This window comes from Arthrobacter sp. ISL-48, from assembly GCF_018613805.1.
Classification (GTDB): domain Bacteria; phylum Actinomycetota; class Actinomycetes; order Actinomycetales; family Micrococcaceae; genus Arthrobacter.
Map to the genome: position 1 here is coordinate 210,107 of NZ_JAGGPL010000003.1, position 15,277 is coordinate 225,383.

The 15,277-nt window shown below is 65.4% G+C and carries 13 protein-coding genes; 2 read left to right on the forward strand and 11 right to left on the reverse strand.

Going from position 1 to position 15,277, the window contains the following annotated elements:
• Positions 1 to 10 precede the first annotated feature (10 nt).
• From J7E83_RS04770 to J7E83_RS04805, 8 genes are all read right to left on the reverse strand, one after another.
• The gene (locus tag J7E83_RS04770) at positions 11 to 877 is read right to left on the reverse strand and encodes a shikimate dehydrogenase (protein ID WP_214960954.1); all 867 of its coding nucleotides are present in this window, start codon (positions 875 to 877) and stop codon (positions 11 to 13) included.
• Positions 874 to 2,544, reverse strand: a complete 1,671-nt coding sequence (gene mltG / locus J7E83_RS04775; protein ID WP_214959565.1) for an endolytic transglycosylase MltG — start codon at positions 2,542 to 2,544, stop codon at positions 874 to 876. Before mltG ends, J7E83_RS04770 begins: the two co-directional genes overlap by 4 nt.
• Positions 2,544 to 3,137 (reverse strand): Holliday junction resolvase RuvX, encoded by a 594-nt coding sequence (gene ruvX, locus J7E83_RS04780; RefSeq protein WP_214959567.1) that lies wholly within the window; start codon positions 3,135 to 3,137, stop codon positions 2,544 to 2,546. Before ruvX ends, mltG begins: the two co-directional genes overlap by 1 nt.
• An 8-nt stretch (positions 3,138 to 3,145) precedes the next feature.
• Positions 3,146 to 5,824 (reverse strand): alanine--tRNA ligase, encoded by a 2,679-nt coding sequence (gene alaS, locus J7E83_RS04785; RefSeq protein WP_214959569.1) that lies wholly within the window; start codon positions 5,822 to 5,824, stop codon positions 3,146 to 3,148.
• Between the two features lie 112 nt (positions 5,825 to 5,936).
• Positions 5,937 to 6,167: a DUF6167 family protein gene (locus J7E83_RS04790; protein WP_214959571.1), complete on the reverse strand. Its 231-nt coding sequence runs from the start codon at positions 6,165 to 6,167 to the stop codon at positions 5,937 to 5,939.
• Positions 6,168 to 6,186: 19 nt separating this feature from the next.
• The gene (locus J7E83_RS04795; RefSeq protein WP_214959573.1) at positions 6,187 to 6,561 is read right to left on the reverse strand and encodes a DUF948 domain-containing protein; all 375 of its coding nucleotides are present in this window, start codon (positions 6,559 to 6,561) and stop codon (positions 6,187 to 6,189) included.
• A 144-nt stretch (positions 6,562 to 6,705) separates the two neighbouring features.
• The gene (rpsD, locus tag J7E83_RS04800) at positions 6,706 to 7,332 is read right to left on the reverse strand and encodes a 30S ribosomal protein S4 (protein ID WP_214959575.1); all 627 of its coding nucleotides are present in this window, start codon (positions 7,330 to 7,332) and stop codon (positions 6,706 to 6,708) included.
• A gap of 229 nt (positions 7,333 to 7,561) precedes the next feature.
• Complete coding sequence (locus tag J7E83_RS04805; RefSeq protein ID WP_214959577.1) at positions 7,562 to 9,016, reverse strand: replication-associated recombination protein A; 1,455 nt, start codon at positions 9,014 to 9,016, stop codon at positions 7,562 to 7,564.
• 70 nt (positions 9,017 to 9,086) lie between these two features.
• On the opposite strand from J7E83_RS04805, the gene J7E83_RS04810 reads away from it, so the two are divergent.
• The gene (locus J7E83_RS04810; protein ID WP_214959579.1) at positions 9,087 to 9,761 is read left to right on the forward strand and encodes an acVLRF1 family peptidyl-tRNA hydrolase; all 675 of its coding nucleotides are present in this window, start codon (positions 9,087 to 9,089) and stop codon (positions 9,759 to 9,761) included.
• Between the two features lie 7 nt (positions 9,762 to 9,768).
• Here J7E83_RS04810 and J7E83_RS04815 read toward each other — a convergent pair whose 3' ends face one another.
• Both J7E83_RS04815 and aspS read right to left on the reverse strand, forming a co-directional pair.
• On the reverse strand, positions 9,769 to 10,542 hold the full coding sequence (locus J7E83_RS04815; RefSeq protein WP_214959581.1) for a GNAT family N-acetyltransferase: 774 nt from the start codon (positions 10,540 to 10,542) through the stop codon (positions 9,769 to 9,771).
• A 3-nt stretch (positions 10,543 to 10,545) separates the two neighbouring features.
• Entirely contained in the window at positions 10,546 to 12,315 is a 1,770-nt protein-coding gene (aspS, locus tag J7E83_RS04820; protein WP_214959583.1) for an aspartate--tRNA ligase, read from the reverse strand.
• Between the two features lie 105 nt (positions 12,316 to 12,420).
• On the opposite strand from aspS, the gene J7E83_RS04825 reads away from it, so the two are divergent.
• Positions 12,421 to 13,662: an APC family permease gene (locus J7E83_RS04825; protein ID WP_214959585.1), complete on the forward strand. Its 1,242-nt coding sequence runs from the start codon at positions 12,421 to 12,423 to the stop codon at positions 13,660 to 13,662.
• A 54-nt stretch (positions 13,663 to 13,716) separates the two neighbouring features.
• Here J7E83_RS04825 and hisS read toward each other — a convergent pair whose 3' ends face one another.
• Positions 13,717 to 15,090 carry a histidine--tRNA ligase gene (gene hisS, locus J7E83_RS04830; RefSeq protein ID WP_214959587.1) on the reverse strand — a complete coding sequence of 458 codons (1,374 nt, stop codon included), beginning with the start codon at positions 15,088 to 15,090 and terminating at the stop codon, positions 13,717 to 13,719.
• Positions 15,091 to 15,277: the final 187 nt, after the last annotated feature.

Consider the following 15,277-nt stretch of genomic DNA (forward strand, 5'->3'; position numbering starts at 1 on the left):
CGTATGGCGGTCAGAACGCCCGTCGGGGAAGGCCGACTGCGTCACACATCACATCTATGACGGCTGCATTAACTTCCTCCTCCAGCCGGGAGAAAAGGCGGACCTGTTCCACCGCCTGATAGAGCAGCATTTCCAGGCCGGGAACCACGGAGCCGCCGTTTGCCTGCCAGGCCGATGCGATCCTGCTGGGCCAGGGGTCGTAGGCCACGTCCAGCAGCACTCCGCCCGTTCGTGCCCCGATTCCAGCCAGTTCACCGGCAAGTCCGTCGGCAGCGCGCGGCGGCAATGTCGAGATAACGACGTCGGCACTTGCCGTATGCGCGGCGGCCTCTGCCAGAGGCCTTACGTCGATTCCCAGGCCCACGGCAGCGGCGGCGGTGCGGGCTTCCACGGCCCGTCCGGTATCCCGGACGAAAATCTGGACGGACTCCGCGCCCAGGTCCTTGAGCGCTGCCACCGCGGCTGCCGATGTTCCTCCCCCGCCCAGGATCACGGCGGCCGGGGCCGGAACCGCCCCGGCATTCCGGACGGCGTTGACGATCCCCGCGACGTCGGTGTTGTAGCCGATCCTCCGGACAGCGTTGCTGGCATCGTCGCCCTCGAACGCGACAGTGTTGACGACGCGCAGTACGCTGGCCACGCCGCGCACCTCATCCACTTCGGACATCATGGCGGTTTTCAGGGGCATGGTGACTGACAGGCCCCGCCATCCGTCCTTGGCCCGAACGTCCCGCATGAAGTCCGGCAATGCCTGCGCCGTGACGTCAACGGCCGTGTAGCTGATGTCGATCCCCAGCTTGCCGTAGGCCGCCAGGTGCAGGGCTGGTGACTTCGAGTGGCTGATCGGATGGCCCAGGACTGCAGCCCGCAGCCTCATGAACAGCGGCCCGTGTGCGCCTGACACCAGCTGTTGTACTGGGCTACGTACGTGTTGTGTTCGGCCAGCGTCTTGGAGAACTTGGTCTCCTTGGTATCCAGGTTGATGGTCACCCAGAAAAGGTAGTCGTTGGCCTTCGGCTTGGCCGCGGCGTCAATGGCCGTCTTGCCGGGCGATCCAATGGGCCCGGGCGGCAAGCCTGGGTTGGCGTAAGTGTTGTAGGGATTGGACTTGTCTTCGCGCTCGGCGTCGGTGAAGTTGAAGCTCCTGGTGCCAAGGCCGTAGGTGACCGCGGAGTCCACCTGAAGGAAGCCGCCGGTCTGGTCGTTGGGCTTGAGTCGGTTGTAGATGGCACCGGCAACGTCGCCGTAGTCCGCTTGGCCGCCTTCCGCCTGCACGATGCTCGCAACGATCAGGGCCTCGTACTGTTTCGTGGGGTCCGTAATGCCCTGTGACACGAGCTCGTCCAGTGTCGATTTGACCAGGGACTGGAGGATGTCCTTTGCGGGGGTCCCCAGCGGGAATCGGTATTCACCCGGGGCCAGGAAGCCCTCAAGGTTCTTGGCGGCAGCAGGAACGCCGAACTGCCCCGGGGAATCGCTGAGTGCCTTGAGCTGTGCCAGCGGCACTCCGGATCCTTCAGAGATTGCCTCCAGGGACTCGCCGATCCTCAGCCCGGCACTCAGGGCGAAATAAATGACCTTGCTCTTGTCCTTGCCGAGCAGGACATTAACGGCGTCGGCGTTTTTCATCTCCATCTTGAAGGTGTAATCCCCCGGCGCCAGGGTTCCGCCGGAGGCAGTGAACGCCTGCAGGAAGGTGTCCGCATTCGCAACCACCTTTCCACTCTCCAGGGCGGTGGCTACCGCCCGGGGGCCTTCGCCGGCCTGGACGGTCACCTGGACCTCGCCGGTGCCGGGACCGGGGTAGTCGCTTGCTTTGTCGTTTCCGAGCAGCGGCTTGAGGAACTGGGCGCCGACGGCAACAGCGGTAACAAAAACTGCAAGGGTCAGCACCAAGGCCAGGAAGCGGCGCCGACGGCGGACTTTTTTGGAGGGACCGCGCACTACTGAAGCCGCTGAAGCACCGGTGAAGAGGCCGGCGTCGTGCGGATGATGATCCTCGGGGTGGTGATCCTCAAGGGGGTGGGCTCCGTCGTAGTAAGGGCCGCCGTGCTCGATCTCGTAGGAGGCGCCGTCAACGTGGAGTCCTTCATGATGATCCTGGCCGAGGTCCGCGTCGTGGTGGTAGATATCTTCAGGGGCGGGCTCCTCGTGGTGCACCGGTTCCTGGTGCAACGGTTCGTGGTGCACCGGTTCCTGGTGCAACGGTTGGTGGTGGAGGGTTTCGTAGCGATTGGGGGCGTGGGCCTCTTCATGGGCGGTGTGTTCGTGTACGCCGCGCCCTACGTAGGCCGGCTCGGCCGCCTGGATCGACGGCGGCGTATCGGGCGCCGTCGGGATGGAAGAGGCAGCCGTACCAGCAGGTGAAGCCTCCGCGGCGGTCATGGGAAAGTCATCGCCTGTTTCGTACGCCTGTTCAGGAACGAGGCTGTTGCTTTCGGTGTGCCGGGACTTTTCCCGCGCGCGGAGCTCCTTGCGGGTCAGCGGCCTGGCCGCACCGCTGTCGGGGCTGCCGGAGGAGTCGTCATTGTTGGCCGGGCTCACTATAGCCTTCCGTTATCTGAAGATCGGGTCTTGTCCTCCGGGGTCTGCCCACGCGTTACCGGCGCAGTGTCCCCGGAACGCCACGGACGGGCGGGCGCAGTCACGCGGCTGCCAACGTCCGTTCCCCTGGCTTTTTGCATGTCGATGGCGTGCTGGAGGATTCCAGCCGCCGCGACCTGATCCACTACTTTACGGTGATTCCGGCTGCTCATGCCAGCTTCGTGAAGGTTCCGGTGGGCGGAGACGCTGCTGAGGCGCTCGTCAACGAGGTTCACGGGCACGTCCAGGCCGCGCGTTTCCAGCTCGCTGGCAAGCAGCCGTGCATACTCGGTTGCCATCCGCGCAGAGGCGTGTTCCTCGCCCTTCATGGTGCGCGGGAGCCCGACGATCACCTGGACGGCGCCGAGTTCCTCAGCGATTGACGCGATCACGCGGACGTCTGAGTTTTTCTTCGGGTTGCGGTCCAGGGTCTTGAGCGGCGTCGCCAGGATGGCGTCAGGGTCGCAGACTGCGACGCCCACCCGGACGGTGCCAACGTCCACCCCCAGTTTGATGCCCTGGGGGTAGGCGCCGGCTGCAGCAGGACTGGTCATAGGATGCTTTATCGCCGGGAGATGGCGTCCACGACGGCGTCCAGCGCCGGTGTGACCTTGCCTGCGTCGGTACCGCCGCCCTGGGCGACGTCGTCCTTGCCTCCGCCGCCGCCCCCAAGGATCCCGGCCGCGAGGCGGACGAGGGCTCCGGCCTTGACGCCGGCCTCCCGCGCAGCCTCGTTGGTGGCCACAAGGATCATGGGACGGTTGTTGCTGACGCCTGCCACCGCCACAGTTGAGGGGGCGGAACCCAGCCGGTTCCGCAGGTCCAGGGCCAGTCCGCGGAGGTCGTCGGCACCGCTGACCTGGCCGGCATCGTGGGCTATGACGCTGACCCCGGCCGCGTCCTTCGCCGTTCCCGCCAGCTGGCCGGCAGCGGCCGCCAGCTGTTCCTTGCGGAGCCGTTCCAGTTCTTTCTCCGCTGACTTGAGCTTCGCCAATGTGGCGGCGATCCTGTCGGCCAGCTGGCCGGAGGGCACCTTGAGCATGTCTGTCAATTCGGTCACCAGCGCCCGTTCAGCAGCCAGGTGCCGGAAGGCATCCATCCCCACGAAGGCCTCGACGCGGCGGTTGCCTGAGCCGACAGACTGTTCGCCCAGGAGTGAGAGGCTGCCGATCAGGGACGTGTTGGCCACGTGCGTGCCACCGCACAGTTCACGGGACCACGCGCCGTCGATCTCCACCACACGTACTTCGCTGCCGTAATTCTCGCCGAAGAGCGCCATTGCGCCAAGCGCCTTGGCTTCTGCCAGTCCCATCACCTTGGTCTCCACCCGGAAGTTATTACGGATGGCCAGGTTGGAGACTTCCTCGACTTCCGAGCGGGTTGCCTGGCTGAGGCCTTCACCCCATGCGAAGTCGAAGCGCAGGTAGCCAGCCTTGTTGTAGGAACCGCGCTGGGTCGCCTGCGGGCCGAGAATCTGGTGCAGGGCCGCGTGCACGATGTGCGTGCCGGTGTGCGCCTGCTCGGCAGCGTGGCGCCGCTCCCGGTCCACAGCTGCCCTGACGAGGGCGTCGGAGCCGATCTCACCCTCACGGACGATTGCCTTATGGACGCTGAGCCCCTTGAGGGGCCGCTGGACGTCCAGGACCTCGACGACGAACCCGTCCCCGGTGATGAGGCCGGTGTCAGCTGCCTGGCCGCCTGCTTCGGCGTAGAAGGGAGTCTCTGCTAGGACAAGCTCGATCTCCTCCCCCGTGGAGGCCTGGCCAACCTTCTGCCCGCCGTTGAGGATGCCGCGGACGCGGGACTCGCCATCGAGTTCGGTGTAGCCCGTGAAGACCGTCTCACCCTGTGCCAGGAGTTCCTGGAAGGCGCTGAGGTCTGCGTGGCCGCCTTTTTTGCCCTTTGCGTCCGCCTGCGCGCGCTGGCGCTGTTCCAGCATGAGCCTGCGGAACTCGGGCTCGTCCACCTTCAGCCCGGCCTCCTCGGCCATCTCCAGGGTGAGGTCGATCGGGAAGCCGTAGGTGTCATGGAGCGCAAAGGCATCGGCACCCGAAAGCGGCGTACCTGCTGCCTTGGACTCGGTGACGGCGTCCTCAAGCCGGGCGGTACCCGAAGCGATGGTGCGGAGGAAGGCCTTTTCTTCTGCATAAGCGATCCTGCTGATGCGGTCGAAATCCGTCTCCACGATAGGGTAGACGCCCTTCATCGCATCGCGGGAGGCGGGCAGCAGGTCAGGCAGGCACGCCTTTTCGACGCCGAGCAGCCGCATTGAACGCACGGCCCGGCGGATGAGGCGGCGCAGGACATAGCCACGGCCTTCGTTGGAGGGCGTCACGCCGTCGGCGATCAGCATCAGGGCGGAACGGATATGGTCCGCAACAACGCGCATCCGGACGTCATCGGTGTGGTGTGGATCGTCAGGCGTTTCGGCCGATGTGTATTCCCTGCCTGACAGTTCCGCAGCCTTGTCGATGACGGGACGGACCTGGTCGGTCTCGTACATGTTTTCGACGCCCTGGAGGATCATCGCGAGGCGCTCCATGCCGAGCCCGGTATCGATGTTCTTCTTTGGCAGCTCACCCACGATGTCGAATTCGTCCTTCGAGCGGACGTTGTCGATCTGGTACTGCATGAACACGAGGTTCCAGATTTCGACGTAGCGGTTCTCGTCCGCAATGGGGCCGCCTTCAACACCGTAGGCCGGGCCGCGGTCGTAGTAGATCTCAGAGCAGGGGCCGGCAGGGCCCGGCTGGCCGGTGTGCCAGTAGTTGTCGGCCTTGCCCATGCGCTGGATGCGCTCAGCGGGGACGCCAGTGTTCTTCAGCCACAACTCCTTGGCTTCGTCATCTTCTTCGTAGACAGTCACCCACAGCAGTTCGGGCGGAAGGCCATAGCCGCCGTCGTCCACGCTCTTGGTGAGCAGTTCCCAGGCGAACCTGATGGCGTCTTCCTTGAAGTAGTCGCCGAAGGAAAAGTTGCCGCACATCTGGAAAAAGGTCCCGTGGCGGGCAGTCTTGCCCACTTCCTCGATGTCACCGGTGCGGATACACTTCTGCACGCTCGTGGCGCGGGCATAGGGGGCTTCTTCGCGCGCAGTCAGGTAAGGGATGAACGGGACCATGCCGGCGACGGTGAACAGCAGGGACGGGTCGCTGGAGACCAGCGACGCGGAAGGAACCGCGGTGTGGCCCTTGCTGACAAAAAAGTCCACCCAGCGCTTTGTGATCTCCTGCGACTTCATGAGCTGATTACATACCCTTCTTGGTTCACGCTTTTTCTGGCGCGTGACAGTTTGATTCAGATGGCAGCTCCGGCAAGCGGACGCTGCTGGTTAATTCTCCCGCGGCCGCAGGCTAACGGCGCGCAAGGTCCTGGGATTCGACGCCGAGCGCGGTGCGCAGATCTGTCTCGCGTTCGCGCATTCCGGACCGGACAGCATCCGCGAAGTCGTAGAGGCCGTCCGTGAGCCGGCCCACGGCCCGGTTCAAGCCGGCGGGCCCCAGGCTGGCTTGGGCCTCGGTGACCTTGCGGAAGGCGATGACTCCGATTGCCACGCCGATTCCCATCCAGACAAGTCGTTTCATGTTCAGTTCTCCGGGTGGCTTAGCGGCTGCGACGGCCGGCGGTGGGCTTCTTGCGGTTGGCCAGGGCTGTGCGGACGCCGTAGCTGAAGGCTGCCACCTTGATCAGCGGCGAGCCGACGGTCGCGGCAACCAATGAGGACAGCGCGGAGATGTTCGCCGAGGCATCCGAGACGTTGGAGGCAATGCCGTCCACCTTTTTCAGCTGCTGGTTGGTGGTGGACACGGTCGCCGTGACTTCGTCCATGAGAGGTGTCGCGCCGTCGCTGATGGACCGGATGGACGTCCGTATCTCGTCGAACACCTTGCCGAGCTTCAGGATCGGTACGGCGAGCAGCAACACCAGGAGCGCAAACACCCCGGCAGCGATCAGGCCGGCAATATCGCCACCAGACATAGACGTTCATCTCCTCGAAATTCTGTGAATCTGTTTAATCGGCGCGCGCAGTCTTCCTGCGTCCCGCAGATGCCCCCCAAGTACCTTACATACAAAGAAGCCCGCGGCGCTTGCCACGGGCTTCTTTGGATACGCTGCTGGGATTTAGCGTGCGTAGAATTCGACGACGAGCTGCTCTTCGCAGGTCACGGGGACCTCGGAGCGCTTCGGGCGGCGGACCAGGCGGGCCTGGAGGGCGTCAAGCTTGACGTCCAGGTAGGCCGGAACCTGGGGCAGGACGTCGCGGTGTGCACCGGCTGCGGCAACCTGGAGCGGAACCATGGTTTCGCTGCGGCTGTGGACGTGGACCAGCTGGCCTTCGCTGACGCGGAAGGACGGGCGGTCAACACGGATGCCGTCAACCAGGATGTGGCGGTGCACCACGAGCTGGCGGGCCTGGGCGATGGTGCGGGCGAAGCCTGCGCGCAGCACGAGGGCGTCGAGACGCATTTCGAGCAGTTCGATCAGGTTTTCACCGGTCAGGCCCTTGGTGCGGCGTGCTTCTTCGAAGGCACGGGTCATCTGGGCTTCGCGGATGCCGTACTGGGCGCGCAGACGCTGCTTTTCGCGCAGCCGTACGGCGTAGTCGGAGTCCTGCTTCTTGCGGGCACGGCCATGCTCGCCGGGGCCGTACGGACGGCGCTCCATGTACTTGGCGGCCTTAGGGGTCAGAGCGATGCCGAGTGCACGCGAGAGGCGTGCTGTACGGCGAGCACGAGTGTTGTTAGCCACTTGTGTCCTTCCAATATCTGCGGTGTGTCAGTGTTACTGGCCTCCACGATGGAGAGCATCGGCCAACCGCTGCCTTTTGCTACTGGGCGCCGGGCGCAGCTCACCAGATAATTCAGATCAGCATAAAATACTGAAATTCGCGGGAGTGTGCGTCCGTGCCTTGCCAGACAACGAACAATCTTACCAGTTGTTCCCCTACTTCCCGCACTTTCCCCTCCGGGGGCGGGAATCAGTTTCCGCGGATGATCTTCCGCAGCCGTTCAAGCCTCACAGCAATGTCCCGTTCTGCGCCGTTGGCCGTGGGGTCGTAGTAGTCCTTACCCACAAGGTCGTCGGGCGGGTACTGCTGGGTGGCCACGGAGTGCGGCGCGTCGTGCGCGTACTTGTAGCCCAGCCCATGACCCAGCTGCTTCGACCCCGGGTAATGCGCATCGCGCAGGTGCGCCGGAATTCCGTTGCCCAGTCCTGCGCGGACGTCCGCAACGGCTTTGTTCAATCCCATATAGGCGGCGTTGGACTTCGGGGCCGTGGCGAGATGGACCACAGCTTCGGCCAGGACGATGCGGCCTTCCGGCATGCCGATCAGCTGCACCGCCTGGGCAGCGGCCACGGCTGTCTGGAGGGCCGTAGGGTCAGCCATACCGACGTCCTCGGCCGCGGAAATCACGATGCGCCGGGCAATGAAGCGCGGGTCTTCTCCCGCCTCGAGCATCCGGGCCAGGTAGTGCAGGGATGCGTCGACGTCGGAGCCGCGGACGGACTTGATGAAGGCACTGGCCACATCGTAGTGCTGGTCGCCGGCCCGGTCATAGCGGACGGCGGCAACATCCAGCGCGCGCTCGGTGTGCTTAAGCTCAACGGTGACTGGAACGGCGTCTGCACCGTCGGCATCATCCGCATCGCCAAACGCCACTCCGGCGGCAGCCTCCAGCGCCGTCAGTGCCCGCCTGGCATCCCCGCCGGACAGCCTCACGAGGTGGGCGAGTGCTTCATCGCTCAACTCCACCTTCCCGTTCAGCCCCCGGACATCGGCCACCGCCCGCCGGACCAGGCCTTCGACGTCGGCATCCGTGAGCGGTTTCAGCGTCAGCAGGAGGGATCTGGACAGGAGGGGCGAGACCACCGAGAACGACGGATTTTCCGTGGTTGCCGCCACCAGGACCACCCAGCGGTTCTCCACCCCCGGCAGCAGCGCGTCCTGCTGGGCTTTGTTGAAGCGGTGGATTTCATCCAGGAAAAGGACCGTGGTGGTCCTGTAGAGATCCCGCGCTGTCAACGCTTCATCCATAACGCGGCGGACGTCCTTGACGCCTGCCGTGATCGCGGACAGCTCCACGAACTTCCGTCCCGGCCCCCTGGCGATCACGTGGGCCAGGGTGGTCTTCCCTGTCCCGGGAGGGCCCCACAGGATCAAAGAGCTTGGGCCGGCGGGTCCGCCTGCGTCAGCCCCGGCGGCCAGTTGCCGCAGTGGTGACCCCTGTCCGAGGAGGTGCTGCTGGCCCACCACGTCGTCCAGGGTGCGCGGCCGCATGCGGACGGCAAGTGGGCTCCGCGGCGAGGCCGTACTGCCCGGCGTAGCCTTGCCGGCCCCACTCTTGCCCGGCACGGTCCCGCCAGCTGGCGACGGAACGATCCCGCCGTCGTCGTCATCGTTGCCGGCCGCTTGGCCGAAGAGATCATCCACATAGATAGGCTACTCATAGTTCACCGTCCGGTTTCGCCTACCGGTCACGTCCATCAAACAAAGGATCGCCATGTCCGAACGCGCCGCGGCCCGCGGAGCCGGCCCGGTGTCCGTGCGGACCGCCTTTGTGCCGGGAGCGCGGCTCCCCGGTTGGCTGGAAAGGTTCGCCGCAGCACACGGCGGCTTCCGGCCCAGCGACGACGACGACGGCGTGCGGCTCGTCGGAGCCGACGGCACCACCGCCCTTCTCAAGGCCCCATGGCCGGTGGACGGCCGGCCGGGCCGGGGCGCCGATCCGCTGGAACGGCTGGCGTCCATCGCCTGCCAGCCAAGGACAACCGGCCTGGTATTAGTCAGGCGCGGCGGCTTTGGGGTGGCCGTTGCCAGGGAAGGCATCATTCTGGCTTCCAAGACCGGATCCAAGTATGTGCAGTCACGGACAGCGGCAGGAGGACAATCCCAGCAGCGTTTCGCCCGGCGCCGAGCCAATCAGGCCGATGATCTGGTGGAAGCCGTCGCGGGACATGCCGCAAGGACCTTCACTGGCCACCTGATCGAATACCTTGCGCCCGGCGGGGACAGGGCCCTCGCCGGGCTGGTCCTGGCGGAGCCCGCCCTGAAAGAATTCTCGGGGTCCCCGCGGCTGGCCTTCCTGGATGTCCCCGATCCCAGGGCTGCGGTACTCAAGAAGGCGGCAGCGGATGTTTGTTCGGTGCGGATTACAGTGACGGACGCCACGGGCTAATAACAGGTCAGCAACCCGTCAAGGCGCGCTTCGGCCTCTCCTGGCGGTAGGAGTAGCGGCCGGTTTCCCCAAAGCCGGCCTTGGCGTAAAGGGCCCGGGCGCCCTCGTTGGAGGCCATGACCAGCAGCCAGAGCCTGTCCGTTCCTGCCGCCGCTGCTCCGTTAATCAGCGATTGCAGCACCAGCCCTGCGAAGCCCCGACGCCGGACGGCGGCCCGGGTGGCCATGCAGTAGATTCCGCCGTGACCGTCCACCAGGGCGAGGCGACCGACGGCGGCGGGGACGCCGTCGTCGGACCTCACCAGCGCGTACAGCGACGGACACCCGGTCAGGATGCGCCGCGCCGTTTCCAGTTCCTCAGGTCCGCCGCGGCCGTCTACGCTCCACCACAAGTCCAGCCACTCGTCGGTGGGAAGGTCCGCCAGCTCAGCCACCCCTTGGGCTGTGGCGGGCGGAGCAGTGGCGGCAGCGGTGGCCCTCCCCATGATGAGGGTTTCCGACTGGCGGGTGTAGCCCTGCGTGTCCAGCAATGCGTTCAGGGCAGCGTTGCCAGGCGTGTCCGTGATCTGGTAGATCGACGGCAGCCTGCGGCTGCGGTACCATGACGCGGCATCCCGGACGGCGGCCACCGTATCGCGCGGCTCCGTACGCGGCCAGACGGAGTTGGCGCGCTGCGTCACTCCGTCCGCCGCCCGGAGCACCCATTCCCCCGTGTCGTACCGTTCCGGCGCAGGCCAGGCGGCATCCATGAGGGCCTCGTAGGCGTCGATCCCCGGCTGCATGGCCTACGCCTTCTTGGCCTCCGGCTTGAAGTCCACGCCGGCTTCCTTGCGCTGCTGCGGCGTGATGGGTGCGGGTGCCTGCGTCAGGGGGTCGTAGCCGTTGCCGGTCTTGGGGAAGGCAATGACGTCACGAATGGACTCGACCCCTGCCAGCAGGGCTACGACACGGTCCCAGCCGAAGGCAATGCCGCCATGCGGAGGGGCACCATACTTGAACCCTTCGAGCAGGAAGCCGAACTTGGTTTGGGCATCCTCCCGGGCCAGGCCCATCAGTTCGAAGACGCGTTCCTGGACATCCCGCTCGTGGATACGGATCGACCCGCCGCCGATTTCGTTGCCGTTGCAGACGATGTCGTAGGCGTAGGAGAGTGCGGACTCGGGATCCTTGTCGAAGGAGTCCAGGAACTCAGGCTTGGGCGAGGTGAACGCGTGGTGCACAGCGGTCCACTGACCTCCGCCCACAGCCACATCCCCGGACGCTACAGCTGCGGAAGCAGGTTCGAACATGGGGGCGTCAACCACCCAGCAGAAAGCCCAGGCTTGAGGATCGATGAGGCCGGTGCGGTGGCCGATCTCCACGCGGGCAGCGCCCAGGAGGGCGCGCGCCGCGGACTTCTCGCCTGCTGCGAAGAAGATGCAGTCGCCTGGCTTGGCCCCAACGGCGTCGGCAAGGCCTGCCCGTTCAGTGTCGGTCAGGTTCTTGGCAACCGGGCCGGCCAGTTCACCGTCTTCCTTGAACAGTACATACGCCAGCCCCTTGTGGCCGCGCTGCTTGGCGAACTCCTGCCAGCCGTCCAGGGTGCGGCGCGGCTGGGACGCGCCGCCCGGCATCACGACGGCGCCAACGTACGGGGCCTTGAACACGCCGAAGCCGGTGTCCTTGAAGAACTCGGTGAGCTCGGTCAGTTCCACTTCGAAACGCAGGTCCGGCTTGTCCGAGCCGTACCGTGCCATGGCATCGGCGTACGTGATGCGCTGGATGGGCGTCGGAATCTCGACGTCGATCAGCTTCCAGAGGGCTTTGACGATGTTTTCGCCCAGGGCAATGATGTCGTCCTGGTCCACGAAGCTTGCTTCGATGTCCAGCTGCGTGAATTCCGGCTGGCGGTCCGCGCGGAAGTCTTCATCCCGGTAGCAGCGGGCGATCTGGTAATACTTCTCGAAGCCACCCACCTGAAGGAGCTGCTTGAAAAGCTGGGGGGACTGCGGCAGCGCGTACCAGGAACCGGGGGCAAGGCGGGCGGGAACCACGAAGTCCCGGGCGCCTTCCGGCGTCGAACGTGTCAGCGTGGGGGTCTCGATCTCCACGAAGCCATCCTGGTGCAGCAGTTCGCGTGCTACCCGGTTGGCTTCGGAGCGCAGCCGGAGGTTGCGGCTGGGACCAGGCCGACGGAGGTCGAGGTAGCGGTGCTTCAGGCGTGCTTCCTCGCCCACCTCGACGTGTTCGTCGATCTGGAAGGGCAGCGGTTCGGAGGTGTTCAGGATGACCACCTTGTCAGCCATGACCTCGATCTCGCCCGTGGCCAGCGCCGGGTTCTCGTTGCCCTCGGGCCGCTTGGACACCGTGCCGGTGACCTGCAGGACATACTCGTTGCGCAGACCGTGGAAGACCTCTTCCTCACGGACCACAACCTGGGCCACGCCCGACGCATCGCGCAGATCCACGAATGCGACACCACCGTGATCACGACGGCGGCCCACCCAGCCAGCCAGGGTTACGGTTTGTCCAATGTGCTCGGAACGAAGGGATCCGAGGTCATGTGTGCGCAGCACAGCACGCCTTTCTGAAGACAGCAGGAAAACAGAGTGAAATTGAATAGGATCGTTCCGGGAACGATCCTGTCTGAGTTTACCCGTTGGAAAGGGAGTCTCTCCGCCATGAGGCCTCATCGGCAACTTCAACGGAGGCTGGGCGTATTCGATGCCACCTCCATCGGTCTCGGCTCCATGCTGGGGGCGGGCGTCTTCGTCGTCTTCGCTCCGGCCTCGGCCCTGGCAGGAAACTTCCTTGTTTTGTCCGTCCTGGTCGCGGGCGCCGTAGCCTATTGCAATGCGGTCGCGTCGGCGGAGCTGGCTGCCAGGTATCCCGCCAGCGGCGGTACGTATGTGTACGGCCGGAAACGGCTCGGCGAATGGCCTGGCTTCCTGGCCGGCTGGGGGTTCGTCACCGGCAAGACAGCATCCTGCGCAGCCATGGCCCTGACTTTCGGACACTACGTTGCCCCGGACTACCCTGTCCAGGTGGCCGTGGCCGCGGTGGTGGCGCTGACAGCCGTCAACTTGCTGGGTATCACCCGCACGGCGCTGCTGACCAGGATCCTGCTGTGTGCTGTGCTCGCCACCCTGATATTTGTCGCGGCCGCCGCCATTGTGGGCCCGCACTCCGAAGGCGGGACTGGTGGACTCTCCCCCGGCAGCGCCGCAGGGGTGCTGCCCGCCGCTGGCCTGGTGTTCTTCGCCTTTGCCGGCTACGCACGGATTGCGACGCTGGGCGAAGAGGTCAAGGACCCGGCCAGGACCATTCCACGTGCCATCCTCGCTGCCCTTGCAGGCGCCTTCGGAATCTACCTTGCCCTGGCGCTGCTCCTGCTTAATCACCTGCCGGACGGCGAGCTCGCCGCGACCACCACTCCCCTCCTCGAAGCCGTCGTCCACTCACGGCTCAGTGCGGGCGCTCCCCTCGTGCAGGCAGGTGCGGCCGCCGCCTGCCTCGGCGCCCTCCTGGCGCTGATCACGGGAATCGGCAGGACTGCCCTGGCGATGGCGCGGGAACGGGATCTGCCCGTAGCCCTGGCACGAGTCGGAGGCAGGCACACCGTTCCGTTCGCGGCGGAACTCGCGGTGGCCGCCGTCGTCATTGTCCTGCTGCTGACCACGGACGTGATGACTGTAGTGGGCTTCTCCAGCTTCGGAGTCCTGATCTACTACGCGGTGGCCAATGCGGCGGCCTTTACCTTGCCTGACCATCCCGGACACGCACCCAAGTGGCTGAACGCCGTGGGCTTCTGCAGCTGCCTTCTCCTGGCGTTCACCTTGCCGCCGGTTTCAGTGCTGGGCATGGCAGCCGTCCTGGCGGTCGGAGCCGCCGGCCGGTTCCTGGTGCTCCGGTTCCGGCGCTAGCGCCGCGGGCCCACAGGCCGGGTCAGTCGGCCCGTGGCGCCCTGCCGGCTTTTGTCAGGCCGGCAGTGCCGCGGCCGTCTTCACCTGGACGGAAAGGTCTTCCGACGGCGGCGTCCACCGCACGGGATCGGCATCGGCCTGGTCCCCGGACCGGATGTCCTTGACCTGGTGATTGCCGTCGTCGTCCGTGAACCAGACAAAAGGGATCCCCCGGCGGTCCGCGAACTTGATCTGCTTGCCGAACTTCTCTGCCTTCGCCGCCACTTCGGTGGCGATTCCGCGGCTGCGCAGTTGCGCCGCGACGTCCTGCGCGGCTCCCCAGCTGTCGTCGTTGGTGAGGGCAACCAGGACCACTGTAGGAACGGAGCGCGAGGCCTTGGCCAGGTCCTGGCTCAGGATTCTGGAGACCAGCCGCGTGACCCCGATTGACAGTCCAACGCCCGGAAACTTCCGGTTGCCCTTGGACGCGAGGGCGTCGTAACGGCCGCCCGAGCAGATCGAACCCAGCTGTTCGTGCCCCACCAGCACGGTTTCCACGACGGTTCCGGTGTAGTAGTCAAGGCCGCGGGCGATGCTGAGGTCCGCCACGACCTTGCCGGGCGCGCGCTGCACGGCGGCTTCGATGACCTGTTCCAATTCGCTGAGGCCCTCTTCGAGCAGCTCATTGCTGACACCAAGGGCACGGACCTGCGCCACGAAGGAGGTGTCCTCGGTGCGGATCCCGGCCAGCTTCAGCGCGGCCTGGGCCTGCTCGTCGGTGGCGTCCAGCTCGGTCTTCAAGAGCTCAGCCACCTTGGAAGGGCCGATCTTTTCCAGCTTGTCGATGCTGCGCAACACCCCTGCCGTGTCATCCAGGCCAATGCCACGGTAAAAGCCTTCGGCAAGTTTCCGGTTGTTGATCCGCAGCCTGAAGTCCGGAATGGGCAGGGCACTGAGAGCCTCGGCAATCACCAGGGCTATCTCAACGTCATAGCGGAACGGCAGTTCACCGTCACCCACAACATCGATGTCCGCCTGGGTGAATTCGCGGGCACGGCCCTCCTGCGGGCGTTCGCCGCGCCACACCTTCTGGATCTGGTAGCGACGGAATGGGAAAGCGAGGTAGCCCGCGTTCTCCACCACATAGCGGGCAAACGGCACCGTCAGGTCAAAGTGCAGGGCAAGGGCATGTGGATCGTGTTTCCCCGCTTTGGAGCTGTCCGTTCCAGCATCGGTCTCGTCGTCCTGAAGGCGGCTCAGTCCGTAAACCTCTTTATCGATGTCGCCCTTGCGCAGCAACTGCCCGACGGTCTCCACGGCACGGGTTTCGATGGACCCGAAGCCGTGCAGCTCGAAAACCCGGCGCAGCGTATCCAGCACATGCAGCTCCACCAGCCGCTCCTCGGGAAGCCACTCGGGGAATCCGGACAGGGAGGCGGTGCGTGCCATGGTGGAAATTCTCCTCTTGATGAACGGTGCCTGGGACTTTGCCCGGCATTCCGCCCGAAAGGGGCAGGGAAACAGCGGCAGTCCAGCCAGTCATGCATAAACTATGTGCGGCAGTCAGTTTATGCTTCATCTGTCCCCATCTCTAATGCGGCGGACAATGGCCCGCACGGCTGCCGCCAGACAACTG